The 24,285-nt window shown below is 73.3% G+C and carries 22 protein-coding genes and 2 tRNA genes; 7 read left to right on the forward strand and 17 right to left on the reverse strand.

Annotated features, from left to right (window positions below; all coding sequences use genetic code 11):
* Nucleotides 1–66: 66 nt before the first annotated feature.
* The 9 genes from ABT048_RS21360 to ABT048_RS21400 all read right to left on the reverse strand — a co-directional run bounded on the left by ABT048_RS21360 (nucleotide 67) and on the right by ABT048_RS21400 (nucleotide 8,695).
* A complete protein-coding gene (locus tag ABT048_RS21360; RefSeq protein WP_350523008.1) occupies nucleotides 67–546 on the reverse strand; it encodes a flavodoxin family protein in 480 nt (159 codons plus the stop codon).
* Nucleotides 547–694: 148 nt separating this feature from the next.
* Nucleotides 695–1,336, reverse strand: a complete 642-nt coding sequence (gene def, locus ABT048_RS21365) for a peptide deformylase (RefSeq protein ID WP_350523009.1) — start codon at nucleotides 1,334–1,336, stop codon at nucleotides 695–697.
* 53 nt (nucleotides 1,337–1,389) lie between these two features.
* Nucleotides 1,390–2,382, reverse strand: coding sequence for a tetratricopeptide repeat protein (locus ABT048_RS21370; protein WP_350523010.1), 993 nt, complete (start codon nucleotides 2,380–2,382; stop codon nucleotides 1,390–1,392).
* A 288-nt stretch (nucleotides 2,383–2,670) separates the two neighbouring features.
* Complete coding sequence (locus ABT048_RS21375; protein ID WP_350523011.1) at nucleotides 2,671–4,041, reverse strand: HD-GYP domain-containing protein; 1,371 nt, start codon at nucleotides 4,039–4,041, stop codon at nucleotides 2,671–2,673.
* Nucleotides 4,038–5,468 (reverse strand): HD-GYP domain-containing protein, encoded by a 1,431-nt coding sequence (locus ABT048_RS21380; RefSeq protein WP_350523012.1) that lies wholly within the window; start codon nucleotides 5,466–5,468, stop codon nucleotides 4,038–4,040. Before ABT048_RS21380 ends, ABT048_RS21375 begins: the two co-directional genes overlap by 4 nt.
* A 346-nt stretch (nucleotides 5,469–5,814) precedes the next feature.
* Nucleotides 5,815–6,228 carry a mycothiol system anti-sigma-R factor gene (gene rsrA / locus ABT048_RS21385; RefSeq protein ID WP_350523013.1) on the reverse strand — a complete coding sequence of 138 codons (414 nt, stop codon included), beginning with the start codon at nucleotides 6,226–6,228 and terminating at the stop codon, nucleotides 5,815–5,817.
* A complete protein-coding gene (locus tag ABT048_RS21390) occupies nucleotides 6,225–6,968 on the reverse strand; it encodes a sigma-70 family RNA polymerase sigma factor (protein WP_396544461.1) in 744 nt (247 codons plus the stop codon). Before ABT048_RS21390 ends, rsrA begins: the two co-directional genes overlap by 4 nt.
* Nucleotides 6,969–7,283: 315 nt before the next feature.
* A complete protein-coding gene (locus ABT048_RS21395) occupies nucleotides 7,284–7,919 on the reverse strand; it encodes an alpha/beta hydrolase family protein (protein WP_350523014.1) in 636 nt (211 codons plus the stop codon).
* Between the two features lie 23 nt (nucleotides 7,920–7,942).
* Complete coding sequence (locus tag ABT048_RS21400) at nucleotides 7,943–8,695, reverse strand: SOS response-associated peptidase (RefSeq protein ID WP_350523015.1); 753 nt, start codon at nucleotides 8,693–8,695, stop codon at nucleotides 7,943–7,945.
* Nucleotides 8,696–8,832: 137 nt separating this feature from the next.
* Between ABT048_RS21400 and ABT048_RS21405 the strand changes: the two genes are divergently transcribed.
* From ABT048_RS21405 to hisN, 5 genes are all read left to right on the forward strand, one after another.
* Nucleotides 8,833–9,558 carry a M50 family metallopeptidase gene (locus ABT048_RS21405; RefSeq protein ID WP_350523016.1) on the forward strand — a complete coding sequence of 242 codons (726 nt, stop codon included), beginning with the start codon at nucleotides 8,833–8,835 and terminating at the stop codon, nucleotides 9,556–9,558.
* Nucleotides 9,559–9,643: 85 nt separating this feature from the next.
* Nucleotides 9,644–10,975, forward strand: a complete 1,332-nt coding sequence (gene aroA / locus ABT048_RS21410; protein WP_350523017.1) for a 3-phosphoshikimate 1-carboxyvinyltransferase — start codon at nucleotides 9,644–9,646, stop codon at nucleotides 10,973–10,975.
* A gap of 15 nt (nucleotides 10,976–10,990) precedes the next feature.
* Nucleotides 10,991–12,046 carry a ribosome small subunit-dependent GTPase A gene (gene rsgA / locus ABT048_RS21415; RefSeq protein WP_350523018.1) on the forward strand — a complete coding sequence of 352 codons (1,056 nt, stop codon included), beginning with the start codon at nucleotides 10,991–10,993 and terminating at the stop codon, nucleotides 12,044–12,046.
* 118 nt (nucleotides 12,047–12,164) lie between these two features.
* On the forward strand, nucleotides 12,165–12,488 hold the full coding sequence (locus tag ABT048_RS21420; RefSeq protein WP_350523019.1) for a DMT family transporter: 324 nt from the start codon (nucleotides 12,165–12,167) through the stop codon (nucleotides 12,486–12,488).
* A 109-nt stretch (nucleotides 12,489–12,597) separates the two neighbouring features.
* Complete coding sequence (gene hisN, locus ABT048_RS21425) at nucleotides 12,598–13,395, forward strand: histidinol-phosphatase (RefSeq protein ID WP_350523020.1); 798 nt, start codon at nucleotides 12,598–12,600, stop codon at nucleotides 13,393–13,395.
* Between the two features lie 70 nt (nucleotides 13,396–13,465).
* Here the strand turns inward: hisN and ABT048_RS21430 are convergent, their stop codons facing one another.
* Complete coding sequence (locus ABT048_RS21430; protein WP_350523021.1) at nucleotides 13,466–14,941, reverse strand: catalase; 1,476 nt, start codon at nucleotides 14,939–14,941, stop codon at nucleotides 13,466–13,468.
* Nucleotides 14,942–15,044: 103 nt separating this feature from the next.
* Here ABT048_RS21430 and ABT048_RS21435 point away from each other — a divergent pair, with 103 nt between their 5' ends.
* Nucleotides 15,045–15,458, forward strand: a complete 414-nt coding sequence (locus tag ABT048_RS21435) for a Fur family transcriptional regulator (RefSeq protein ID WP_350523022.1) — start codon at nucleotides 15,045–15,047, stop codon at nucleotides 15,456–15,458.
* A gap of 36 nt (nucleotides 15,459–15,494) precedes the next feature.
* Here the strand turns inward: ABT048_RS21435 and ABT048_RS21440 are convergent, their stop codons facing one another.
* The 4 genes from ABT048_RS21440 to ABT048_RS21455 all read right to left on the reverse strand — a co-directional run bounded on the left by ABT048_RS21440 (nucleotide 15,495) and on the right by ABT048_RS21455 (nucleotide 21,227).
* Nucleotides 15,495–17,468 (reverse strand): tetratricopeptide repeat protein, encoded by a 1,974-nt coding sequence (locus tag ABT048_RS21440; RefSeq protein WP_350523023.1) that lies wholly within the window; start codon nucleotides 17,466–17,468, stop codon nucleotides 15,495–15,497.
* A gap of 367 nt (nucleotides 17,469–17,835) precedes the next feature.
* Nucleotides 17,836–17,909: transfer RNA gene (locus ABT048_RS21445), tRNA-Met, on the reverse strand.
* Between the two features lie 164 nt (nucleotides 17,910–18,073).
* Nucleotides 18,074–18,147: transfer RNA gene (locus tag ABT048_RS21450), tRNA-Met, on the reverse strand.
* Between the two features lie 89 nt (nucleotides 18,148–18,236).
* Complete coding sequence (locus tag ABT048_RS21455; protein WP_350523024.1) at nucleotides 18,237–21,227, reverse strand: UPF0182 family membrane protein; 2,991 nt, start codon at nucleotides 21,225–21,227, stop codon at nucleotides 18,237–18,239.
* A 223-nt stretch (nucleotides 21,228–21,450) separates the two neighbouring features.
* Between ABT048_RS21455 and ABT048_RS21460 the strand changes: the two genes are divergently transcribed.
* Nucleotides 21,451–22,023, forward strand: coding sequence for a PPA1309 family protein (locus ABT048_RS21460; RefSeq protein WP_350523025.1), 573 nt, complete (start codon nucleotides 21,451–21,453; stop codon nucleotides 22,021–22,023).
* Nucleotides 22,024–22,026: 3 nt separating this feature from the next.
* On the opposite strand, the gene ABT048_RS21465 is transcribed toward ABT048_RS21460, so the two are convergent.
* The 3 genes from ABT048_RS21465 to ABT048_RS21475 form a co-directional block, all read right to left on the reverse strand.
* Entirely contained in the window at nucleotides 22,027–23,139 is a 1,113-nt protein-coding gene (locus ABT048_RS21465; RefSeq protein ID WP_350523026.1) for a YlbL family protein, read from the reverse strand.
* A gap of 42 nt (nucleotides 23,140–23,181) precedes the next feature.
* Nucleotides 23,182–23,373, reverse strand: coding sequence for a hypothetical protein (locus tag ABT048_RS21470; RefSeq protein WP_350523027.1), 192 nt, complete (start codon nucleotides 23,371–23,373; stop codon nucleotides 23,182–23,184).
* A gap of 326 nt (nucleotides 23,374–23,699) precedes the next feature.
* Nucleotides 23,700–24,140: a molybdenum cofactor biosynthesis protein MoaE gene (locus tag ABT048_RS21475; RefSeq protein ID WP_350523028.1), complete on the reverse strand. Its 441-nt coding sequence runs from the start codon at nucleotides 24,138–24,140 to the stop codon at nucleotides 23,700–23,702.
* Between the last annotated feature and the right edge of the window lie 145 nt (nucleotides 24,141–24,285).

Genomic DNA, 24,285 nt, shown 5'->3' on the forward strand with positions numbered 1-24,285 from the left:
ACCCGACCCGGACGCCGGGGCCGGTGCGGCACCCTCCGCCGCGCCGGCCCCCGTCCTACCTCGCGCCTACCTCCCGCCGCCTTCGAGGCCCCGGGCCCCCAGCCCCTCGGCGAACGCCCGCGCCGCCGCCAGGTCCTCCGCGCCCGGCCGCGCCTTGTTGAGGCCGCCGACGAGCCTGAACGGGAGCCAGGTGTCGAAGCCCCGGCAGGAGAAGGCGTCGGCCACCTCGAAGCCCTTCTGTTCCAGGGCCCGTACGAGCGGACGCGTGAAGGGCCGGACCGGCAGTTCCGGCAGCCCGCTGGTGGCGAACACGAACGCCCTGCCCCGCTGCCCCCGCGGAACCGACCGGACGAAGTCACGCAGCCGGGGGTGGAACCGCCCGGTGAAGATCCCCGAGCCGAATCCCACCAGGTCGTAGCCGGCCAGCTCCGCCGGATCGACCTGCTCGGGCTCGACGACCGGGGCCGACAGCACCCGGCCCATGGCCTCGGCGATCCTCCGCGTGTTGCCGTGGGACACGGACGCGCACACGATGACGGCCTTCATGACGGATCTCCTTCGCTCGGTCACACGCTCGGTCACACCCACCGGGTAGACCGGACGCCGCGCGAGGACGTGACATCCCGCGGCCGGGAACGCCCGAAGGCCGGTGCGGACAGGTCCGCACCGGCCTTCGACAATGACCGTTCCGCCGTTACGCGTTCGGCACGGTCGCGTACTTCGGGGTGCCCTCGGCCATCTGCTTCAGGGCGTCCTTGCGGTCGCGCTTCGACAGCTTGTCGATGTAGAGGGTGCCGTACAGGTGGTCGGTCTCGTGCTGCAGGCAGCGGGCGAAGAAGCCGGTGCCCTCGACGCGGATCGGCTTGCCGTCCTTGTCGACGCCGGTCACGGCGGCGAAGTCCGGGCGCGGCAGCTCGGCGTACGCGGTGGGGACGGACAGGCAGCCCTCGTTGCCGTCGTCGAGGACCCGGCGCCGGTCGGCCGGGTACTCCTCCAGCTTGGGGTTGATCACGTGGCCGATGTGGCGCACGCCCTCGTCGTCCGGGCAGTCGTAGACGAAGACCTTGAGGTCCACGCCGATCTGGTTGGCGGCGAGGCCGACGCCCTCGGCGGCGTACATCGACTGGAACATGTCGTCGATCAGCGCGGAGAGCTCGTCGTCGAAGGCGGTGACGTCCTTGACCTCGCGGTGCAGGACGGGGTTGCCGACGACGGTGATCGGACGGGCGGTGCCCTTGCCGAGGTCGGGCTCCTCACCGATCACCTTCACGGGAGCCTCGGGCGCCGCCCCCTCCACGTCGTGCTCGTGCTCGTGCTGCTCGGCCTGCTCCGCCATGTCTTCCGCTTCCATAGGTCCTACGCGTACCTCACCAGGGTACTCAGCGGGGTTCAGCAGACCTCTTCGAGATCCCGGTACGCCCGGGTCCCCGGGGAGGCCGCGACCCAGCGGTCCAGCAGGGTGCGCACCAGGTGGGCGGGGGCGGCGATCCCGCACTCGCGCTCGACCAGCCAGGACATCCCGGCCGCGCCGCCCTGGCTGAGGTGGCTGAGGTGGCCGGGGTGCGCGGCGTCGCCGTCGTCGTGCGGGTCGTGGTGGGCCGCGACGCCGTCGTCGGAGGCCATCCGGCTCTCCGAGCAGGCGCGGCAGAGCAGCCGTACCGACGAGGTCCAGTCCTCGGCCGCGTAGCCGGCGTCGGCGACCAGCCGCTCCAGCGCGTCGCGGTCCCCGGCCGTCGCGGCCTGCAGCAGCACCACGTAGGTCGGCACCGGGGAGGGGGCCCAGAGCTCGATCTCGTCGAACACCGGGTAGGCGACGCCGTCGGTGACCCGCTCGCCGTGCGGGGCGCCGTCGTGCAGCACCACCTCGCCCCAGCGGCGGCCGGAGGAGGGCAGCGGGATGGAGAGGACCTCGATCCGGGCCGGGTCGAGGCGGCGGCCCCAGACCACCTCGGACTCGCCGTCCGGGGAGAGCCGCACCGGGGTGGTGCCGAGGTCCAGGCTGACCGGGCCGTCGGGCTGCCCACCGGGGCCGCCGGACAGCTTGAGCCCGTACGCCTGCCAGGCGCGGCGGGCCAGCGGCCAGTCCTGCAGGGCGGTGGCGGTGATGCCGAGGTTCCACCAGTCGGGGGCGCCGTGTTCGCGGTCCAGCAGGGCGACGGCACGCAGGCCGGCCGAGCGGGCCTGCTCCCAGTCGCGGCGGAACTTGTGCAGGAGGGCGAGGTTGAACCACGAGTCGGAGAGCCACGGCTCCAGGTCGGCGGCCATCACCAGCAGCGCGCCGGCGTCCTCGTAGCGACCGTCGCCGATCAGCGTGAAGGCCCGGTCGGTCGTCTGCCGCCAGGTGGCGGACGGCCGGTGCCGTGCCCGGTGGAAGATCCTCACGTTCGTCCCTGCCGTCGTCGTCCGCTCAAGTCCCGTGCCACCGTGCCCGTACCGCCTCGGACGGCGTACCGGGCCCGGCGCTCCGGGTCGGTGTTCCACGCTACGACCGCATCCAACCACGCCCGCCCCCGCCCGCGCTCCCCACCGCCGAGGTTGGGGCCCGCCCCTCCCCAGCCTGCCCGCCCGGCCGCGCCCTCTCAACCCCTGGCGGGTCCGACCCCGACTGCGGCCCCGGCTGCGGCCTCGGCTGCGGCGCCGGTTCCGGCCCTCGGGCGGCAGCCCCGGCCGTCAGCCCCTGGCCTGTCCGCCGACCCTGGCCAGGGCGTCCACCACCCGGGCGTCGTAGACCCGACCGCGCCCCAGCCGGATGACCTCCAGCGCCTCCAGCCGCCCGACGGCCTCACCGACGCCCCGGCCGCGGGCCACGGTGAGCAGGTCGTCGTGGGCGTTGGCGACCCGGATGATCCGGGCCGCGAGCGGCACCGGGCCCTCGCCGACGGCGGGCCCGGCGCAGGGGTCGGCCAGCCGGGCGACCTGCTCGGCGACCTGCTTGGGCACGCCGGTACGGCTGATCACCTCGCTGCCCAGCCGGGCGATCCGCTGCTGCTCGACGCACGGCAGCACCGCGGTGGCGCCGTCCGGCACCGGTTCGACCAGGGACAGCTGGCCGACGTCGTGCATCAGCGCGGCGTACTCCAGCAGGGCGAGCTCGCGGGTGCCCAGACCCAGCTCGCGCCCCAGCGCGCACGCCGTGTCCGCGACCCGGCGCGCGTGCCCGTGCGGGGTGTAGCCGGCCACCTCGGTGGCCCGGGCCAGGCTGGCGATGGTCTGACCGGTGGTGGCCCGCACCGCGGCGGCACGCCGGAAGGACACCTGGGCGAGCAGCAGCGGGGTGCAGAACAGCGGCAGCGCCCAGAGCCCGACCTCGCCGGCCGCGAGGCTGACCAGCATCCCGGTGGCGACGATCGCCGAGCCGATGCCGAACAGCGAGCGCAGCTCGTCCTCCAGCGCCGCGGGGAACCGCAGCCCGCCCGCCGAACGGCGCAGCAGGGCCGCCAGGGTGGCGTCGCAGAGCGCGGCCAGCGCGGCGACGACGGTCAGGAAGGCCCCGTACGCCGGGCCCTCGGGCGAGAAACGGTCGACCAGGCCGCCGTTGTAGAGCGGCTGGAAGACAGCGGCCGCGAAGCCGACGGCGAGCAGCCGGCGGACGGCGCTGTCGCGGCGGGCCGGGTCGGCCCAGGGCGGGCGGCGGTGCGGGCGCTCGGGGCGGTGCGGCAGGGCGGCGAGCCCGGGCAGCCAGGCCAGCAGCAGGCCGGCCCCGGTCACCGCGACCACCTGGAGCATCCCGTGCGCGGTCGGCACCCCGCGCAGCGGCCCGAGCAGGGCGTACGCCAGCGCACCGGCGGCGCCGATGGGCGCCTGTTCGCGATCGCCCGGAAGGGTGATCCGGACGCATTCGCCGAGCGCGATCAGCAGGGTGAACGCCAGCGCGACCTTGGGCTCCGCGACCCCGCGCACCGCGACCGCGCCCAGCGCGAGCGCCAGCAGTGCGGCGGCGGCCGCGTGCACCGCGCGGGTGGTGGGCCCGCACGCCGTGCGGTCGGCGGGCGTCCGGCTGCGGGCCGTCCGGCCGAGGGCCGCGCGCCCGGGCGCCGTCACGGCTGCCCGGGCGCGGGGGCGCCGCCCTGCGCGGGTACCCGGCCGGGAGCCGTCCGGACCGGTTCGGGCACCCCGAGCGGGATGTCCGGGACGGCCCGCACGCAGTCCTCGGAGTGCACCACCGGCCGCCAGTCGTGGGCGGCCAGCGCGTCGATCAGCGCCCGCACCATCACCGGGTCGAACTGGCTGCCCGAGCAGCGCTCCAGCTCGGCCACCGCCTCGGCGACCGGGCGGCCGCGCCGGTAGGAGCGGGTGGAGGTCATCGAGTCGAAGGCGTCGGCGACCGAGATGATCCGGGCGAACTCGGGGATCCGGTCGCCCGCCAGCCCGCTCGGGTAGCCCCGGCCGTCCACCCGCTCGTGGTGGTGCAGGATCCCGGCGTGCGCCTCGCCGAGGAAGTCGATCCCGCGCACCAGCTCGTACCCGTACACCGGGTGGATCTCCACGGCCCGGCGCTCCGCCTCGGTGAGGGGACCGTTTCTGCGCAGGAGCTCGGTGGCCACCCCGAGCTTGCCGACGTCGTGCAGGATCCCCGCGAAGCGCAGGGTGCGCAGCCGGTCGGCCTCCATGCCGAGCTGAGTGGCGATCAGCACCGAGGCCCGGCCGACCCGTTCGCTGTGCCCGCGGGTGTAGGCGTCCTTGATCTCCACGGCCTGCACCAGTGACTGCACGGTGGCCTGGTGGGCGTCCTGCTCGCGCTGGCCCTGGGCGAACACCCAGGCGGAGATGGACAGCGGCAGCAGTGCCAGCAGCGCCGCGAACGCACCGTACGGGCCCTGCCAGAGCACGGCGACCATCAGCCCGCCGGCCGCGTGCACCAGCACCGGCAGTCCGCACACCGAGCAGGCCCCGCGCAGCAGCACCCCGGCCCCGCGGCCCTCGCTGAGCATCACCATCACGCCCACCACCACCCCGTTGACCAGGCAGAACGCGGCGACTGCGGTGAAGCCGGGCAGCAACGCGGCCGGGAACCGGGAGCCCAGCAGCAGTTGCGGGCCGCGCAGCAGGTGGAAGACGACCGAGGAGGTGAAGGCGCACAGCGCGAGCTGGGAGCCGTTGAACAGCTGGCGCCCGCGGCAGCCGCGCCCGCTCGGCCCGCCGAGCAGGGCGGCCGGGGCGGCGACCAGGGCGGCGGCGGCCGGAGGGAGCATCAGGACCCCGGCGAACAGCACCGGGAAGAAGGCGTTCACCCCGGGCCGGGCGGGTACCCGCTCGGGCGGCGCCGGGCGGCGCAGCAGTCTGCGCACCAGCACCAGACAGGGCGTCGGCAGGCCCTGCGCCAGTGACTCCCAGCAGCCGTGCAGGAAGGCGAGCAGCCCGACCTTGGGCCAGTCCACCGGCTGGCCGAGCCAGCGCGGGACTCCCGGGGTGGCCCCGGCGGGCAGCAGCGGCACCAGGCAGCACAGCGCCGCCACCGGGACGGCCACCAGGTAGCGCGCCGCGCCGGGCGGCAGGGTCGCGCCCCCACTGTCGGTAGCGATGTCGACCTCCCCGCCGTCCGGGCCCGTGTTGCCTCAACACGCCGGGCGAACCGGCGGTGAGCGTCCGTCAGGAGGATAGGCCGCCGTCCGGGCGCGGGGACGCATGGTCGCGCAATGGCGCAGTTGGCGCACCGCCAACTCACCCGAACGAGTGACGGCGCACGTGAGCAGAACGGGAGCGGCCCCGGGAGCACATGCTCCCGGGGCCGCTGGACTCCCTTGGCCCGGACCGGGCGGGCCGCCCTCGTCGACGGGCCGGCGGACGCCTACGCCCGGACGCCCACCCTGACGGTCACTCCGCCGGGGCGCCGGCCTCGACCGGGGCGCTCGGACGCTCGGCCGGCTCCTCGCCCGCCTCACCCTGCGCCAACTTCGGCGCCGGCCGGGCGGACTCGGCGTGCACCTCCACGGAGGCCTCCACCGCGACGACCACCTGCTCGCCCGAGCGCTGTCCGGCCCGGATCGAGTCGATCCTGGCCAGCACCTTGCTGCGCAGATCGGTCGGGGTGTCGTCGCACCCGCAGGAACGCTTGATCAGCGCCTTGATCGCCTGCTCAAGCCCGTACTGCTTCAGGCAGGGCGAGCACTCCTCGAAGTGCACGCGCAACTTCGCGCAGTCGCCCTCGGCCATCTCGTTGTCGAGGAATTCATAGAGGTGGTCGAGGACCTCGCCACACTCGGTTTCGTGCGGATCGCCGCAGCTCATGAGCCCGAGCCCTTCGCTTCCTGCCCTGCCCCGCTGCCGGCCGGGACGAGCCCGCGCTCACGGGCGTAATCCTCCAGCATGCCGCGCAGCTGACGGCGGCCGCGGTGCAGCCGGGACATCACCGTACCGATGGGAGTACCCATGATGTCCGCGATCTCCTTGTACGCAAAGCCTTCTACGTCCGCGAGATAGACGGCGATCCGGAATTCCTCCGGGATGGCCTGGAGCGCGTCCTTCACATCGCTGTCGGGGAGGTGGTCGAGCGCCTGGGTCTCCGCCGAGCGCAGGCCGGTCGACATGTGCGACTCCGCCCTGGCCAGCTGCCAGTCCTCGATCTCCTCCGCCGCGGTGCGCTGGGGCTCCCGCTGCTTCTTGCGGTACGAGTTGATGAACGTGTTGGTGAGGATGCGGTACAGCCAGGCCTTGAGGTTCGTGCCCTCACGGAACTGGTGGAAGGACGCGTACGCCTTGGCGAACGCCTCCTGGAGCAGGTCCTCCGCGTCGGCCGGGTTGCGCGTCATGCGCAGCGCCGCCGAGTACATCGGGTCCAGGTAGCCCAGGGCGTCGCGCTCGAAGCGCTCCCGCCGGGCCTCCTCGCTCTCCTCCGCCGACACCCGGTAGGTGTCCTCACCGATCGCCTCGGCCAGCTCCTCACCGGTGAGCGCCTCGCCCGCAGGCCGGACCTCGTCCGGGCCACGACCCGGCTCGGCCTCGTGCTCGGTCCCGACGACCGGACCCACCTCCTCGGCATGACGGCCACGGCCCACGGCGGGCCGCCCAGAAATGGAGGATATCGGGCTGACGGGCTTCTCGCCCGCGTCGATCCACTCCGACCAGGAGGGGACGAGGGCCGTGGCGGCCTCGCGCTCCTCAGGCCGTTCGGGGCACGCGATCGAACCCATCTGCCCTGCCTCTCACCGGTGACTCGTGCTGACGAGGGTGTCAACCACCCCGGCCCCGCCCGCATTCCCGTCCTCGCGCACCATTCACTCGCACGAGTGAGCGACCGGAAACTCCCTGCTCACGGCGGTCCCGGGCCCGGCCGCGGGCCCGCCTCAGACCAGCCGCAGGACCCAGTCCCCGACCGCCGAGCAGATCAGGTCCAGCACCTCGTCCTGCCCCATCGGCGCCCGCTTGGGCACCGCGAACCCGTGACTGCCGTACGGCACCGCCACCAGTTCGTGCCCCGCCGGCAGCTCCGGGAACTCCTCCGGCCCGCCGAACGGGTCCTGCACGCTCTGCACCACCAGCGTCGGGAGCCCCGACTCCAGCAGCTCCTCCGCCCGGCTCTTCTCCGGCTTGCCCGGCGGGTGCAGCGGGAACGCCAGCGCCACCACCCCCACCGCCCCGGTGGCCGCCCCCGTCCGGCAGGCCACCCGTGCCCCGGCGCTGCGCCCGCCCACCACCAGCGGCAGCCCCTGCCCGGCCAGGTGCTCGGCGACCGGCCGCCAGCCGAGGTCCAGCGCCTTCGGCGCCGGGCCCAGCCTCTTGCCCGCCACCCGCCAGGGCTGCTCGACCAGCGCCACGCTGATCCCGCGCTCCGGCAGCCGCCCGGCCAGCTCCACCAGGTCCCGGGCCTCGATCCCGCCCCCCGCGCCGTGCCCGAGGGCCAGGACGGCCTTCGGTTCGGCCGCCCGGTGGTGGGTGATCCGGGCCTCCCCGGCCTCGGTGGGGATGAGTTCGGTCGTCATCGCTGCTCGCTCCCGGATGCGCTTCAGAACAGGGTGGTCTCGTGCTCGACCTCGGCCCAGGGCTCCTTGAGCTCCGGGCCGTTGTTGCGGATGCTGCCGACCGCCGGCGACACCGGGGTGGCCAGCAGGGCGCCGGGCGGCGGGGGTATCAGCAGCCGGCCCAGGGCGTCCGGGTCGGTCAGCCGCGGGTCCAGCCACGCGTCCCAGTCCTGCGGGTCGAGGAACAGCGGCATCCTCTCGTGGATCGGCGCCAGCGACTCCTCGGCGTCCGTGGTGACGATCGTGAACGTCACCAGCCAGGCCTCCGGGTGCCCGGGCGGCACCGCCCGGTTGCGCCAGAACTCGTACAGCCCGGCCAGCGCCAGCGGGGTCCCGTCCGCCCGGGAGACGAAGTACGGCTTCTTGCGCGCCTTGCCCCGCTCGCCCGGCACCGTCTGCCACTCGTAGTAGCCGTCCACCGGCAGGATGCACCGGCGCGCGGCGAAGGCCTGCCGGTAGGAGGGCTTCTCGTGCACCGTGTCCGACCGGGCGTTGATCATCTTCACCGCCGTCTCCGCGGTGTTCGACCACTGCGGCACCAGCCCCCAGCGCAGCACCCGCAGCTGCCGCACCGCCCGCGGCTGCTCCCTGGCCATCCGCTCCAGCACCACGAAGGCGCTGTCGGTCGGTGCGACGTTCCAGTTCGGGTCCAGGGTCTCCTCGGGGTCCCACTGCTCGACGTCGAACAGCTCGATGACGTCCTCGGGCTTGCTGCTGGCTGCGAACCGACCGCACATGCGGGCCAGCTTGCCATGCCGCCCGTCCTCATCACTTGTTCACGCCCGGACCAGAACCGCCCGCTCCCGCCCGCCCGTCTCCCCGTGGGAGGCTGCCCCGAACGGCCCAGCGCAGCGAACGGAGGCGGGAAGATCACATGAGCACCGACGACCACACCCTGAGCGCCCTGTGGGACCAGGTCACCGGCAACCAGCCCGCCCCGCCCGGCTGGCTGGTCCTGGCCACCGGCGCCGCCGCCCTGCTCACCGTCCTCGCCCGCCCGCTCTGGCACGTCGCCCGCAACGCCGTCACCATCGCCCACGAGGGCGGCCACGGACTGGTCGCGCGCCTCACCGGCCGCAAGCTGGCCGGCATCCGGCTGCACTCCGACACCTCCGGGCTCACCGTCTCCTACGGCCGCCCCACCGGCCCCGGCATGGTCCTCACCGCCGCCGCCGGCTACACCGCCCCCGCCCTGCTCGGGCTCGGCTGCGCCGCCCTGCTCGCCGCCGACCGGATCACGCTGCTGCTGTGGCTGGCGATCGCCCTGCTGCTCGCCCTGCTCCTGCGCATCCGCAACGCCTTCGGCCTCTTCGTCGTCCTGGTCGCCGGCGGCGCCTTCTTCCTGGTCTCCTGGTTCGGCAGCGCCGAGGTCCAGGCCGGCTTCGCCTACCTCGGCTGCTGGTTCCTGCTCTTCGGCGCCGTCCGCCCCGTCCTGGAGCTCCAGCACCAGCGCCGCATCGGCTGGGCGCAGGACTCCGACGCCGACCAGCTCGCCCGGCTCACGCACGTCCCCGCGCTCGCCTGGGTCACCGTCTTCCTGCTCGTCGCCCTCGCCTGCCTCGCCCTCGGCGCGACCTGGCTCCTCCAGCCGCTGCACTGACCCGGCCGCGGACCGGGGGCGCAGAGCCGCCGGGGGCGAGCGGGCGATTCACGGCCCGTTCCGGTACGGCCCCTAGACTTGCCACATGACCGAGACCCCGTGGCCCGCCCCCGTCGCCACCAGCCCCGTCGACGCGACCGTCACCATCCCCGGCTCCAAGTCGGTCACCAACCGGGCCCTGGTGCTGGCGGCACTCGCCGAGCGGCCCGGCTGGGTGCGCCGCCCGCTGCGCAGCCGCGACTCCCAGCTGATGGCCGACGGCCTGCGCGCCCTCGGGGTCACCATCGAGGAGACGGTCAACAACGACGCCGGCGGCACCGGCGGCGGCGAGGCCTGGCGGGTCTTCCCCGCCCCCGCGCTGCGCGGCCCCGCCTCCGTCGACGTCGGCAACGCCGGCACGGTCATGCGCTTCCTGCCCCCGCTCGCCGTCCTCGCCGACGGCCCGGTGCACTTCGACGGCGACCCGCGCTGCTACGAGCGCCCCCAGCACGGCGTGATCGACGCCCTGCGCGCCCTCGGCGCCCGCATCGACGACGGCGGCCGCGGCGCGTTCCCGCTGACCGTCCACGGCACCGGCTCGCTGGACGGCGGCCCGGTCGAGCTGGACGCCTCCTCCTCGTCCCAGTTCGTCTCCGCGCTGCTGCTCTCCGGCGCCCGCTACAACCACGGCATCGAGGTCCGGCACGTGGGCGGCCCGGTGCCGTCGCTGCCGCACATCCGGATGACCGTGGAGATGCTGCGCAAGGCCGGCGCCCAGGTCGACGCCCCCGAGGACGGCGGCGAGAAGGACGTCTGGCGGGTCACCCCCGGCGCCCTGATCGGCCGCGACCTGGTGGTCGAGCCGGACCTCTCCAACGCGGCGCCGTTCTTCGCCGCGGCCCTGGTCACCGGCGGCCGCGTCACCGTGCGCGACTGGCCCCGGCACACCACCCAGCCCGGCGACCAGCTGCGCGAGATCTACACCCGGATGGGTGGCGCCTGCGAGTTCACCGACGAGGGCCTGCAGTTCACCGGCACCGGCCGGATCCACGGCATCGACGCCGACCTGCACGACGTCGGCGAGCTCACCCCGGTGATCGCCGCCGTCGCCGCGCTGGCCGACTCCGAGTCCCACCTGTACGGCATCGCCCACCTGCGCCTGCACGAGACGGACCGGCTCGCCGCGCTCGCCAAGGAGATCAACGACCTCGGCGGCGACGTCACCGAGACCGAGGACGGCCTGCGGATCCGCCCGCGCCCGCTGCACGGCGGCACCTTCCGCACCTACGAGGACCACCGCCTGGCCACGGCCGCCGCGGTGCTCGGCCTCGCCGTGCCCGGCATCGGGGTGGAGAACGTCGCCACCACCGCCAAGACCCTGCCCGACTTCCCGGCGATGTGGGCCGAACTGCTGGGCGAAGCGGCGGCGGACGCCTGAGCGGAGACTGAGCACATGCGCCGCTACGGCAAGGACGCCGACGAGGACGACATCCGCAACCGCCCCGCCCGCCGGGGTTCCCGGCCGCGGACCCGGATCAGGCCCAAGCACGAGGACGCCGCCGAGGCGATGGTGCTGACCGTCGACCGCGGTCGGCTGACCTGCCTGGTCGACCCGGGCACCAAGCACGAGCGCGAGGTCGTCGCCATGAAGGCCCGCGAGCTGGGCCGCAAGGGGGTGGTCGTCGGCGACGTGGTCAACCTGGTCGGCGACCTCTCCGGGGACGCCGACACCCTCGCCCGGATCGTCCGGGTCGAGGAGCGCAGCTCGGTGCTCCGGCGCACCGCGGACGACGACGACCCGTACGAGCGGATCGTCGTCGCCAACGCCGAGCAGCTGGCCATCGTCACCGCGCTGGCGGACCCGGAGCCGCGCCCCCGGCTGATCGACCGCTGTCTGGTGGCCGCCTACGACGCGGGCATGGAGCCGCTGCTGGTGCTCACCAAGTCGGACCTCGCCCCGGCCTCGACCCTCCTGGACTCCTACGCCTCGCTCGGCATCCGGTACGTGGTCACCCGCCGCGACGAGCTGGAGACCACCGGCGCCGAGGCCGTCCGCGAGCACCTGCGCGGGCGCTCCACGGTGTTCATCGGCCACTCCGGCGTCGGCAAGACGACCCTGGTCAACGCCCTCGTCCCGGACCGCCAGCGGCAGACCGGCCACGTCAACGCGGTGACCGGCCGCGGCCGGCACACCACCGTCTCCGCCCTGGCGCTGCGGCTGCCGCCGCCGCCCGGTGCCAAGCCGGGCTCGAAGAAGGCGCTGGACCCGGGCTGGGTGATCGACACCCCGGGCTTCCGTTCCTTCGGCCTCTCGCACATCGACCCGTCCCGGGTCATCCTCGCCTTCCCGGACCTGGAGCCCGGCACCGTCGACTGCCCGCGCGCGTGCAGCCACGACGAGCCGGACTGCGCGCTGGACGCCTGGGTCGCCGACGGCCACGCCGAGGCCGCCCGGCTCTACTCGCTGCGCCGCCTGCTGGCCAGCAAGGAGGCCCGCGAGGGCGACTGAGCCCTCCGGGCCCCCGAGGTCCGTGGCCCGTTCGAGGTGTCGGACCGCGCCCGCCTGGCGATCATAGGAAGGTCGGGCCGGGTGCGGTCCGACCGTCGATCCACTGGGAGGGCGCGCGATGGCATGGGCCCTGGTGATCCTGGCCGGCCTGCTGGAGACCGGCTTCGCGATCAACCTCAAGCTCAGCGAGGGTTTCACCAAGCTCTGGCCCACCATCAGCTTCTGCGTGTTCGCCCTCGGCAGCTTCGGTCTGCTCACCCTCTCGCTGAAGAGCCTGCCCATCGGCCCCGCCTACGCCGTCTGGACGGGCATCGGCGCGGCCGGCACCGCCATCTACGGCATGGTCTTCCTGGACGAGAGCACCTCGGTGCTCAAGCTGGTCTCGATCTCCCTGGTGATCGCGGGGGTCATCGGCCTCCAGCTCAGCGGTACGACGCACTGAGCCGACGCACGACCCACGGCGCACGGCGCACCGGGGCGCGCGGGAACGCCTCGTCCCGCTCCGCGAGCCCGGCTGTGCCGATCGGGGCGGGCTCGCTAGGGTCTTGGACATGGCCGACTACCACGACGATCTCCGACTCGCCCACGTCCTCGCCGACTCGGCCGACTCGGTCACCCTGGAGCGATTCCGCGCCCTCGACCTGAAGATCGAGACCAAGCCGGACCTCACCCCGGTGAGTGACGCCGACAAGGCCGCCGAGGAGCTCGTGCGCAGCGTGCTCCAGCGCGCCCGCCCGCGCGACGCGATCCTGGGCGAGGAGTTCGGCCTGCAGGGCTCCGGCCCGCGCCGCTGGGTGATCGACCCGATCGACGGCACCAAGAACTACATCCGCGGGGTCCCGGTCTGGGCCACCCTGATCGCCCTGCTGGAGGACGGCCCGGACGGCGTCGAGCGCCCGGTGGTGGGCATCGTCTCCGCCCCCGCGCTGCAGCGCCGCTGGTGGGCGGCCAAGGGTCTCGGCGCCTTCGCCGGCCGCAGCCTGGCCAAGGCCTCCCGGATCCACGTCTCCGGCGTCTCGCGGATCGAGGACGCGTCCTTCTCCTACTCCTCGCTCAGCGGCTGGGAGGAGCGCGGCCGCCTCGACCCGTTCCTGGACCTCACCCGGGCCTGCTGGCGCACCCGTGCCTACGGCGACTTCTGGTCCTACATGATGGTCGCCGAGGGCGCCGTCGACATCGCCGCCGAGCCCGAGCTGTCGCTGTGGGACATGGCGGCCAACTGCGTCATCGTCGAGGAGGCCGGCGGCCGCTTCACCGGCCTGGACGGCATCCCGGGCCCGGGTGGCGCGGACGCCGTCGCCTCCAACGGCCTGCTGCACGAGGAGGCGCTGCGCCGCCTCTCGGTCTGAACGTGGATGCAGGCCCTGTGACCGGTGGGAGCCGGTCACAGGGCCTGCTGCTTTCTCGGGCCGGTCGCTGCTACTGCTTGCGCAGCTCCCGGACCGCCGCCTCCAGCCGCTGCCCGTAATCGGCGTCGGCCTTGCGGAAGTTGTCGATCGCCCGCTCGACGATGTCCTCGCGGTCGGCCGAGACCTTGGCGATGAAGCCGGCCAGGTTGGCGATCAGCCGCTGCTTCTCGTCCTCCGAGAACAGCCGGTACAGGTTGCCGGCCTGCACGAAGTCGTCGTCCTCGGCGTGCGCGGGCGCCACGTGGGTGCCGGTGAGGCCGTCGACCGCCGTGGCGGCCCACAGCGGGCGGCCGGTCTGCACGGGGCCGCCGAAGCTGTTCGGCTCGTAGTTCTTCTGCCGCCCGTGGCGCCCGTCGTACAGGTGGCCGTCGCGGCCGTTGGTGCGCGCCTCGGTGGCGTGCGGGCGGTTCACCGGCAGGTGGTCGGCGTTGATGCCGACCCGGTAGCGGTGGGCGTCGGCGTACGCGAACAGGCGGCCCTGGAGCATCTTGTCCGGGGACGGGCCGATGCCGGGCACGAAGTGCGCCGGGGAGAACACCGACTGCTCGACCTCGGCGAAGACGTTGTCGGGGTTGCGGTTGAGCTCCAGCCGGCCGATCTCGACCGGCGGGTAGTCGGCGTGCGGCCAGACCTTGGTCAGGTCGAAGGGGTTGAAGCGGTAGTTCGCCGCGTCGGCCGCCGGCATGATCTGGACCTGCACCGTCCAGCTCGGGAAGTCGCCGCGCTCGATCGACTCGCGCAGGTCGCGCTGGTGGCTGTCCGGGTCCTCGCCGGCGAGGGTGTTGGCCTCGGCCTGGGTGAGGTTGCGGATGCCCTGGTCGGTCTTGAAGTGGTACTTGACCCAGAAGTGCTCGCCGGCCTCGTTCTGCCACTGGAAGGTGTGCGAGCCGTAGCCGTTCAGGTGGCGGTAGGAGGCGGGTATGCCGCGGTCGCCGAAGAGCCAGGTGACCTGGTGGGTTGCCTCGGGGGACAGGCCCCAGAAGTCCCAGACGTTGTCGGCCTCCTGCGAGCCGGTGTACGGGTCCCGCTTCTGGGTGTGGATGAAGTCGGGGAACTTGATGGCGTCCTTGATGAAGAACACCGGGGTGTTGTTGCCGACGAGGTCGTAGTTGCCCTCCTCGGTGTAGAACTTCAGCGCGAAGCCGCGCGGGTCGCGCACCGCGTCGGCCGCGCCGAGGTTGCCCGCGACGGTGGAGAAGCGCAGGAAGACCTCGGTCTGCTTGCCGACCTCGGACAGGAAGGCCGCCCGGGTCCAGGGCGTCACGTCGGCGGTCACCGTGAAGGTGCCGTAGGCCCCGGCGCCGCGGGCGTGCACCACGCGCTCCGGGATCCGCTCGCGGTTGAAGTGCGCGAGCTTCTCGAACAGCAGCTGGTCCTGGATCAGGGCCGGGCCGCCGAGACCGGCGGTCTCGGTGTTCTGGTTGTCGGCGACGGGGGCACCCGCCTCGGTGGTCAGGGTCGGGCGCAGCTCGTCCTGCGTGGTCATAACGGGTGCCTCCACGGGTCCGATCGTGATGACACGATCCTAACTTGGACTTTGTCCAAGTCAACACTGGAACCAATCCCGGACCTGAATTACCCTGGCGGACATGAACGACCTGCTGGAGAGACTGCGCGACCGCGGCTGGCGGCTGACCTCGCAGCGCCGGGTCGTGGCCGAGGTCCTCGACGGCGATCACGTCCACCTCACCGCCGACGAGGTGCACGCCCGCGCGGCGGCCCGGCTGCCCGAGATCAGCCGCGCCACCGTCTACAACACGCTCGGCGAGCTGGTCGCCCTCGGGGAGGTCCTGGAGGTCGCCACCGACGGCCGCGCCCGGCGCTACGACCCCAACGCGCACCGCGCCCACCAGCACCTGGTCTGCTCGGGCTGCGGCGCGATCCGCGACGTCCACCCGCACGGCGACCCGCTCGCCGCACTGCCCGCGGCCGAACGGTTCGGCTTCACCGTCACCGCCGCCGAGGTCACCTACCGCGGCCTGTGCCCCGACTGCCGCCCGTAACCCGAGGGCCGCCCGTAACCCGACGGCCCGGCGCCGCTACGCGCTCAACTCCGCGTGCAGCGCGCCCAGCAAGCGCCCGGCCCGCTCCGCCACCTCGGCCGGGCCGTAGTCGATCGCCCGCCGGCACCAGTTCTCCGCCTGCACCGGCTCCCCCCGGCGCAGCGCCAGCAGCGCGAGCCGCAGGGCCGCCCGCCCGTGCCCGGCGTCGGCGGCCCGGGTGTACCAGAGCATCGCCTCGGCCTCGCTGTCCTGCCGGGCCAGCAGCAGCCCCAGGTTGAACGCGGCGCTGCGGCTGCCCGCCTCGGCGGCCCGCCGGTACCAGCTCTCGGCGATCTCCAGCGCCCCGCGGTCCGCCGCCCGCACACCCATCCGCACCTGCGCCCGCCGGTGCCCGGCGTCGGCCGCCAGCGCGTACCAGTGCTCGGCCTCGGCGTCCGCGTCCCCGCGCCGGTCCAGCAGCGAGGCCAGCCGGAACGCGCCCTCCGCCGAGCCGCCCGCCGCCGCCTGCCGGTAGCGCTCCAGCGCCCCGGCCAGGTTGCCGCGCTGCTCCTGGGCGACGGCGAGCTGCAGCGCCGCCTCGCCGTGCCCCTCGGCGGCGGCCCGCGCGTACCACTCCTGGGCCTGCCGCTGCTCGCCGCGCCCGGCGTGCAGCACGCCGAGGTTGAACGCGCCGTCCACGCTGCCCGCCTCGGCCGCCTTGGAGAACCACGGCTCGGCGCCGGACTCGTCGCCGCGGTGCAGCAGCACCACGGCCAGGGCGTTGCAGGCCTCCCGGTGCCCGGCGTACGCGGCCCGGCGGTACCACTGCTCGGCCTGCTGCTCGCGGCCGGTGCCGGCGCAGAGCAGGCCGAGGTTGAAGGCGCCGTTCTGGTCGCCCGCGTCCAGCGCGGCGCGGTACCAGCGCTCGGCCTCCTTGGCCTCGCCGCGGCTCGCGTGCAGGGCGCCCAGCGCGTTGGCGGCGTTGCCGTCCCCGGCCTCGGCGGCCTCCTGCCACCACTCGGCGGCGGCCGCGACGTCCCCGGAGTCGCGCAGCAGGAAGCCCAGCGCGCAGGCCGCGCGCGGCTCCCCGTTCTGCGCGGCCTGCCGGTACCAGCGGGCCGCCTCCTCCAGCAGGGACTGGTCGGTGCGGGCGCGCTCCTCCAGCAGCACGCCCAGGCGCAACGCGGCGCGGGCGTGGCTGCGGGCGGCGGCGGTGCGGTACCAGGCCTCGGCGGTGTCCTTGTCCCCGGCGGCCTCGCGCATCCGGGCCAGCCGGTAGGAGGCCTCCCGGTGCCCGGCGTCGGCGGAGACCTTGAACCAGCGCTCGGCCCGGACGTCCCGCCGGTGCTCCATCAGGTCGCCCAGGGCGTAGGCGCCGAGGGGGTGTCCGTGGTCGGCGGCGAAGTGCAGCCAGTACTCGGCGGCCTCCTCCTCGCCCTGGTCGCGCAGCTGCAGCCCGAGCGCGTGCGCGGCCGGGGCGCTGCCGGCGACGGCGGCCTGGCGCCACCACTGGCCGGCCTCGGCCCGGTGACCCTGCTGGTGCAGCAGCACGCCGAGGTTGTTGGCGGCGGCGCGCAACCCGGCCGCCGCGGCGGCGCGCAGGTACGGTTCGGCGTCCTCCAGGTCCCCGCGGCGCAGCAGCAGGGTGCCCAGCCGGCCGGCGGCGTCCGGGTCCCCGCCGTCGGCGGCCTGCCGGTGCCGGGCCTCCAGAGCGGCGGACTCGCGGGCGGCGAGCGCGGTCTCGAAACTGGTCGGGTCCAGGCCCGTCGGGTCCAGGGCGGCGCCGGCGGCCGGCTCGTCGCCGGGCCGCTCCCCGTACGCGCCGACGGCGGCGGCGAACTGACGGGTGGACACGTGGACCAGGCTGTCGGGGCCGTAGCCCGGGGTGGGGCGTTCGGAGAGTCCGCTGGTGCGCTGGGCCGGCAGGGCTCCGGGGCGGTGTTCGGGGCTCTCGGTGCTCTCCGCCCAGGCGTCGGTGTCCGCCTCGGCCGCCGCCGCGGGCTTGGCGCCTGACTTGCCGATCAGCCTCATGCCGACTCCCGCTCCCCCAGAGTGTCGCGGCATCGTGCCCCGGCGTGCGACCGGGGGGACTCCCAGGAGAGGCGCCGGACCCGACGGCCAATCAGCGGCCGTGCACCGTCCCCCATGTGTCCCATCGTCGCATCACCTGCTACCCGCGTACACCTGCCCCGGCCGAATTCGGGCCGGGCTGACCCGAAGCCGACGGAATTGCTTCGGCGCTTTGTCGATTTCCCGACACTTCAACCTCACAAACCCCTGCGCCCTCCTCCTTGGCGACGGTCGATAGTACCGGAGCGGTTCCCACCGCTTCCGTGCGAAGACACCCCGGGAAACACCGGAGGCCCGGAGGAAGGATCCTCCGGGCCTCTGGCCTTTGTAGCGGGGACAGGATTTGAACCTGCGACCTCTGGGTTATGAGCCCAGCGAGCTACCGAGCTGCTCCACCCCGCGTCGGTAGTTGAACTCTAGCACGGACGCGACGGGGGTCCGCACACGCGGGGAACGGCAGGGGTCCGGACCGGGAACGACGGCGCTACGACGCGGGAACGACGGCACTCCGGAGCCTGGAAACACCGGAGGCCCGGAGGAAGAATCCTCCGGGCCTCCGGCCTTTGTAGCGGGGACAGGATTTGAACCTGCGACCTCTGGGTTATGAGCCCAGCGAGCTACCGAGCTGCTCCACCCCGCGTCGGTGGTTGAACCATAGCACCGATGCGGGGTGGAACGGAAAACGGTTGCCGCAGCTCAGCGGTCCACGGCTGCGGCCCGTGGCCGGAGCTACGGCCGGGGGCTCGGTGATCCGGCCCCGGTGGCCCCCGCGGCGGGAGTGCCGGTCGGGGCGGGGGCCGGGCTGCCGCCGCGGGCCGCCACGGCCGCGTTCAGGGCGTCGCCGAGCGCCTTCTGGGCGTTGCCGTAGGCCACCCAGTCGCCGTTCTTGAACGCCGTCTGACTGTCGTTGTACGCCTTCTCCGCGTCCGACAGCGCCTTCTGCAGCTCCGGCGAGATCGTCCCGCCCGGCGCGGGCGTGGCCGGCGCGGTCGGCGTGGGCGTCGCCGGGGAGGTCGGGGTGCCCGGGGCGGTCGGGGCCGTCCCGTTGCCCGGGTTGGACGGCGCCACCGGCGTGGCCGGCGGGGCCTGCCCGGCGAAGAGCTTGTTCAGCGCCTTCTCCAGGGTGTCCTCGAAGGCCACGTTGTCGTCCCCGTACACCGCCAGGACCTTCTGCAGCGTCGGGTACTTGGCGCCGCGCCCGCGCACGTACACCGGCTCGACGTTGAGCAGGCCGCCGCCCATCGGCAGGGTCAGCAGGTTCCCGTACTCCAGCTCGGTGTCACCGCCGGTCTTCAGTGCGTAGATCTGCGAGGCCACCTCCTGGCGGGAGTTGAACTTCGACTGCACCAGGCCGGGGCCGGGGGCGCCGGACTCGCCGGTCATCTTCAGGACGCGGATCTTCCCGTAGTCGTCGCCCGGGTCCGCGTTGACGGCCATGAACGCCGCCAGGTTCGGACGGCCGTTGGGCACGAAGGAGCTGGTCAGCGAGAAGCTCGCGCCCGCGGCGTCCGGCATCCGCACCGTCACGTAGTACGGCGGCTGGACCTGCTTGGTGTCACTGGTCGGGTCCACCGGGACCTGCCAGATGTCACTGCCGTTGAAGAAGGAGTTGGAGTCGGTCACGTGGTACTGGCCGAGCAGGTCGCGCTGCACCTTGAACATGTCCTGCGGGTAGCGCAGGTGCGGCAGCAGCGACTGCGGGATGTCCGCCTTCGGCTCCACGGTGCCCGGGAAGGCCTTCATCCAGGTCTTCAGCACCGGGTCCTTCTCGTCCCACTGGTAGAGCTTCACCTCACCGGTGTACGCGTCGACCGTGGCCTTGACCGAGTTGCGGATGTAGTTGACCTGGTTGGCGACGGTCAGCAGCTCACCGCGCTGGTTGGTCAGCGAGTCCTTGGTGGCCGCGCCCAGCGTCGTCTTCGAGGAGAACGGGAAGCCGTCCGAGGTGGTGTAGCCGTCCACCACCCAGACCACGTGGCCGTCCTGCACCACCGGGTACGGGTCGGCGTCGATCGACAGCCACGGGGCGACCTTCTCCACCCGCTCCTTCGGCGTGCGGTTGTAGAGCACCTTGGCGCCGTCGGTGATCGCCCCCGCGTAGAGGATCTGCGGCTCGGTGAAGCGCACCGCGTACGCGGCCCGGGTGATCGGGTTGTCCAGCGAGACACCGCCGGAACCGGTGTACGTGTACTCCACGTTCTGGCCGGTCTTGGTGTCGGTGTAGTCGATCTCCTTGTTGGAGCCGCCGACGATCGAGTACGTCGTCGTCTTCTCGCCGTAGTAGATCCGCTGCTGGTAGTCGCCGAGCGAGCCGGTGGCCGGCAGGCCGGACTCGGTGAACACCGGCCCGCCCTTGTCGTCGACCTGGTTGCCCTTGGCGACCGCCGCACCGTAGCCGTGGGTGTACTTGAAGTGGTCGTTGATCCAGTTGCGCTGCACGCCGTTGAGGTCCAGCTCGCGCAGGCCGACGACGGTGTCCTGCTTGCCCGTGTCGGTGCGGTACCGGTCCACGTCCAGCGTGCTCGGGAAGGCGTAGTAGTTGCGCTGCTGCTCCAGCGACTGGAAGGTCTGCGACACGATGTTCGGGTCCAGCAGCCGCACGTCCGCGATGGTCTGCGCGTCGGGCTTGAGCGCGTCACCGCCGGTCGAGCCCTGCGGGCTGTACGGCGTGGTCTGCGCGTCGGCGATCCCGTACGCCTGCCGCGTCGCGTCGATGTTCTTCTGGATGTACGGCGTCTCCTTGGCCTGCTCGTTCGGCTTGACCTGGAACTGCTGCACGATCGCCGGGTACAGGCCGCCGATCAGCACCGCCGACAGCACCATCAGCCCCAGCCCGATCAGGGCCGGCGCCCAGGTGCGGCGGATCGGGGTCAGGAAGAACAGCACGGCGCAGATGATCGCGACGAAGAACAGGATGGTCTTGGCCGGCAGGAACGCGTTGGCGTCCACGTAGCGCAGGCCCGTCCAGCCCGAAACACCCTTGTACGAGCCGGTCTTGACCGCCAGCGCGTACCGGTCGAGCCAGTAGGCGACGGCCTTCAGCAGCACGAACACGCCCAGCAGCACCGCCAGGTGCCCCTGCGCGCCGGCGCTCGCCCGCCGGCCCGGGCCCTGCAGCCGCAGCCCGCCGTACAGGTAGTGCACCAGCGCGGAGGTCAGCAGCGAGACGATCACCGCGCTGAACGCGAAGCCCAGCACGAACTCGTAGAAGGGCAGGTCGAAGGCGTAGAAGGAGACGTCCATGCCGAACTGGGCGTCCTTCTCCCCGAAGGACGTCGAGTTGGTCCACATCAGCCAGGTCCGCCACTGGCCGGACGCCGCGGCGCCCGCCACCAGGCCGATCACCAGCGAGATGCCGATCAGCGCCCAGCGCTTGAACGGCGCCAGGCCCGCCCGGTAGCGGTCCAGGCTCTGCTGCTCCACCGACATCGCCGACAGCGGCGGCCGCAGCCGGTGCGCCAGCCAGATGTTGAAGCCGACGATCACCGCCATCAGCAGGCCGAACACCGCGAACAGCCCGACCTTCGTCCACAGCTGGGTGGTGAACACCGAGGAGTAGTGGACCGACTTGAACCACAGCCAGTCCGTCCAGAAGCCCGCGAACATGACGAACAACAGGAACAGCACCGCGAGTACGCCCAGGGTCAGCAGGGCCACCCGCGCCCGCCGCGACGGTGGGCCCACCCTTCGCCGGAAACCCGGCCCTGAGCGTTCCGGCATCTGGAATACCACGGTGGCACCTCAGCTGTGTCGTCTGGATATCGGTCGGTCGTCAGAGCAACTTAACCAGGCTTTGGCCGAGTTCCCACCGTTAGCAGACGGTTACTACGGCGCCCCACCCCCGACCGTCCCCGCCCCGCCCGCACCGGGGCGCGCGGCACGCCGCCCGCCCCCACCGGACCGCCCGGCGAGCGCGCCCCGCCCGGCGTGTGAGGATTGAGGCATGTCCGACGCGTCTGATCTGAACAACTCCCCCGACGACGTCTCCAAGCTCCCCGCCGCCACCCCGCTCACCCGGGCCGCGCTGGAGATCGACGAGTACGCCGCCACCCTCGGCTGGGACCTCCCGGCCCGGCTGTTCGCCCTGGTGGACAGCGCCGCCCTGCGCAAGGCCAACCCGAAGATCGCCGAACAGCTCGGCCTCGCCGACGGCGACGAGCCCGGCCTCACCCCGATCGAGCAGGACGAGATCCCGGCCGGCACGCCGCTCGACAAGTTCCTCGGCACCATCGCCTGGCCCGACTCGGTGGCCGGCTGCGCCCTGGTCGTCGAGCGGCAGATGCTGCCGCCCGGCGCCGAGCAGACCCGCCCCCGCGGTGCCAGCGACGCCCAGCTCGCCGACTGGGTGGCCAACCACCCGCAGCGCGAGGAGGTGCGGATCACCGCCGCGGTGCTGCGCGACGGCAAGAAGGAGATCGCCCTGCGGCTGCGTTCCAAGGACGTCGCCCGCGAGGTGCTGACCGGTCCGGACCTGGTGCCCGGCCTCACCGAGGCCCTGCTGGCGACCTTCTCCTGACCCCTACTTGGCGCAGGACGGCAGCGCGGAGGTCTGCCCGGAGCGGATCTGCTCCAGCGACTTCAGCGCGCCGTCCAGCGTGTCCGTCTTGATCAGGGTCAGCCCGGACGGGATGTTCTTGGTGGCCTCGGCACAGTTCGAGGACGGGGTGAAGAAGTACTCGGCCCCGGCGTCCCTGGCGGCGATCAGCTTCATCGATATCCCGCCGATCGGGCCGACCTTGCCGTCGTCGTCGATGGTGCCGGTGCCCGCGACGAACCGGCCGCCGGTGAGGTCGCCGCTCGGGGTCAGCTTGTCGATGATGCCGAGCGAGAACATCAGGCCGGCGCTCGGGCCGCCGACGTCCTGCAGGCCGATGTCGATCCGGAACGGGTAGGTGTGCCGGATCCCGGTGCCGATGCCGACGGCGGCGAGCTCGGCCCGCTCGGGCGCGGCCTTCGGGTCGAGGTCCTTGACCCGGACGGTCGGGACGGCGACGTCCGTCCTGGCGGCGGGGTCGGCGGCGGCGTTTCCGGCGGCGTCCTTGACCCGCGGCACGACCGTGAAGACCACCGACTCGCCCGGCTTGTGCTTGGTGACCGCCGCGACCACCTGGTCGACCGTGGTGACCGGGGCGCCGTCGACGGCGACGATCGAGTCACCCGCGTGCAGCTTGCCCTCGGCCGGCGCTCCGGCGGTGACCGACTTGACGATCAGCTCGCTGCCGACCGGGACGCCCAGCTGCTTGAGCGCCGCGGTGCGGGCGCTGTCCTCGGAGGAGGCGAACTCCTCGGCGTTCTGCTTCTTCGCGTCCGCGTCCGACTGCCCCTTCGGGTAGACGTTGTCGTGCGGAACCATCAGCACGTCGTCGCGCAGCCAGCCGACCACCGCGTTGACCAGGCTGGGCTCGTACTTGGCCCCGGTGACCTGGACGGTCGTCATGTTGAGGTGCCCGGTGGTCGGGTAGGAGTCGTGCCCGGCGATGCTGATCACCGGCTTGCCGCCCTGGTTGCCGAGCGTGTTGTACGTCGGCCCCGGGCTCATCTCCGTGTACGGCACCTTCATCAGCACCGAGACGCAGAGCAGTGCTATGAGCAGCAGGGTGGCAGCGAGCATCGTCGCGGAGCGGCGTGGCATGCCTCGACAGTACGGGACGCGGGTGACGCGGCGCCCGGCGGGCTACCGACCGGAGCGCTCACCGGGGGCGGCGGCCCCCGCCGTGGTGCGTTCCATGGCGGCCATGAAGCGCCGGTGTTCGGCGAGCGAGGCCGGATCCCCCGTGGCCCGCGGGGCCCGCTGGGCCCAGCCCGCCCAGAGGGCGGCGGCCACGACGGCGACCACCGGAATGATCAACCAGGCGAGCGCACCCATATCAGTACTCCCAGCTCGTCGTGTCTATGAGCAGATTAACCACTCCGGCGGACAACGCGGCCGGCGCCGTCCGGGTTACGGGACGGCCGATCGGCTCACTTCCAGGGAGTATTCGGGGCGCCGCCGCGAACCCGTTCGAGTGAGGCCCCGGCGCGCCTGCCCCGACAGACGCGCGGGACGTGCGAGCGGTTCCGCGCGCTGGTCAGGGCACACGGGGGCGGTTCCGCGCACCAGCCGGGGCCTGCGCGGGCGCTGTCGCGGCGCGGGCGGGCGGCCGGTGCGGCTCCGCGGCGCGGACGGCCGGTGCGGTGCCGTTCCGGGCGGCGTCAGCAGCTGCCGGCGCCGACCCACTCCTCCTCGCCGTCGGCGAAGACCTGGTGCTTCCAGATCGGCACCTCGTGCTTGAGGTCGTCGATCAGCCGGCGGGCGGCCGCGAAGGCCTCGCCGCGGTGGGCGCAGGAGACGGCGACGATCACGGCCTTGTCCGTGATCTCCAGCCGGCCGATCCGGTGGACCGCGGCGAGCGCCCGGACCGGGAAGTCGGCGACGACCTTCTCGGCGATCCGCCGCATCTCCTGCTCGGCGGTGGGGTGGCAGCTGTACTCCAGCGCGGCGACCGACTTGCCGCCGTCGTGGTCACGGACCGTTCCGACGAAGACGGTGGTGCCGCCGGCCGCGTCGTCGCCGACCGCCTCGTACACCTCGTCCAGCGAGAGCGGGGTGTCGCGGATGGCGAGCAGGCGGATGGGGTCGTGATTCTCGGACATGACCCCATGATTCCCCATCCGGGGCGGTCGGAGGCAAGGGTCTTCCGCATCACGATGTGGAAATTTCGCATCGTGAGAAACGATGGCGCCGCCACGGATCCGTGGCGGCGCCGTCGTTTCTCACGATGCGAAATTTCCACATCGT

The sequence above is a fragment of the Kitasatospora sp. NPDC096140 genome (assembly GCF_040303045.1).
GTDB lineage: Bacteria > Actinomycetota > Actinomycetes > Streptomycetales > Streptomycetaceae > Kitasatospora.

Bases quoted from the DNA above. Each gene is read 5' to 3' on its own strand.
- ABT048_RS21405 (WP_350523016.1), top strand. From the start codon at position 8,833: ATGAGCACCGACGACCACACCCTGAGCGCCCTGTGGGACCAGGTCACC.
- ABT048_RS21475 (WP_350523028.1), bottom strand. From the start codon at position 24,140: ATGTCCGAGAATCACGACCCCATCCGCCTGCTCGCCATCCGCGACACC.
- ABT048_RS21430 (WP_350523021.1), bottom strand. From the start codon at position 14,941: ATGACCACGCAGGACGAGCTGCGCCCGACCCTGACCACCGAGGCGGGT.
- aroA (WP_350523017.1), top strand. From the start codon at position 9,644: ATGACCGAGACCCCGTGGCCCGCCCCCGTCGCCACCAGCCCCGTCGAC.
- ABT048_RS21435 (WP_350523022.1), top strand. From the start codon at position 15,045: ATGAACGACCTGCTGGAGAGACTGCGCGACCGCGGCTGGCGGCTGACC.
- ABT048_RS21470 (WP_350523027.1), bottom strand. From the start codon at position 23,373: ATGGGTGCGCTCGCCTGGTTGATCATTCCGGTGGTCGCCGTCGTGGCC.
- ABT048_RS21395 (WP_350523014.1), bottom strand. From the start codon at position 7,919: ATGACGACCGAACTCATCCCCACCGAGGCCGGGGAGGCCCGGATCACC.
- hisN (WP_350523020.1), top strand. From the start codon at position 12,598: ATGGCCGACTACCACGACGATCTCCGACTCGCCCACGTCCTCGCCGAC.
- rsgA (WP_350523018.1), top strand. From the start codon at position 10,991: ATGCGCCGCTACGGCAAGGACGCCGACGAGGACGACATCCGCAACCGC.
- ABT048_RS21400 (WP_350523015.1), bottom strand. From the start codon at position 8,695: ATGTGCGGTCGGTTCGCAGCCAGCAGCAAGCCCGAGGACGTCATCGAG.
- ABT048_RS21420 (WP_350523019.1), top strand. From the start codon at position 12,165: ATGGCATGGGCCCTGGTGATCCTGGCCGGCCTGCTGGAGACCGGCTTC.
- def (WP_350523009.1), bottom strand. From the start codon at position 1,336: ATGGCGGAGCAGGCCGAGCAGCACGAGCACGAGCACGACGTGGAGGGG.
- ABT048_RS21440 (WP_350523023.1), bottom strand. From the start codon at position 17,468: ATGAGGCTGATCGGCAAGTCAGGCGCCAAGCCCGCGGCGGCGGCCGAG.
- rsrA (WP_350523013.1), bottom strand. From the start codon at position 6,228: ATGAGCTGCGGCGATCCGCACGAAACCGAGTGTGGCGAGGTCCTCGAC.
- ABT048_RS21465 (WP_350523026.1), bottom strand. From the start codon at position 23,139: ATGCCACGCCGCTCCGCGACGATGCTCGCTGCCACCCTGCTGCTCATA.
- ABT048_RS21360 (WP_350523008.1), bottom strand. From the start codon at position 546: ATGAAGGCCGTCATCGTGTGCGCGTCCGTGTCCCACGGCAACACGCGG.
- ABT048_RS21455 (WP_350523024.1), bottom strand. From the start codon at position 21,227: ATGCCGGAACGCTCAGGGCCGGGTTTCCGGCGAAGGGTGGGCCCACCG.
- ABT048_RS21460 (WP_350523025.1), top strand. From the start codon at position 21,451: ATGTCCGACGCGTCTGATCTGAACAACTCCCCCGACGACGTCTCCAAG.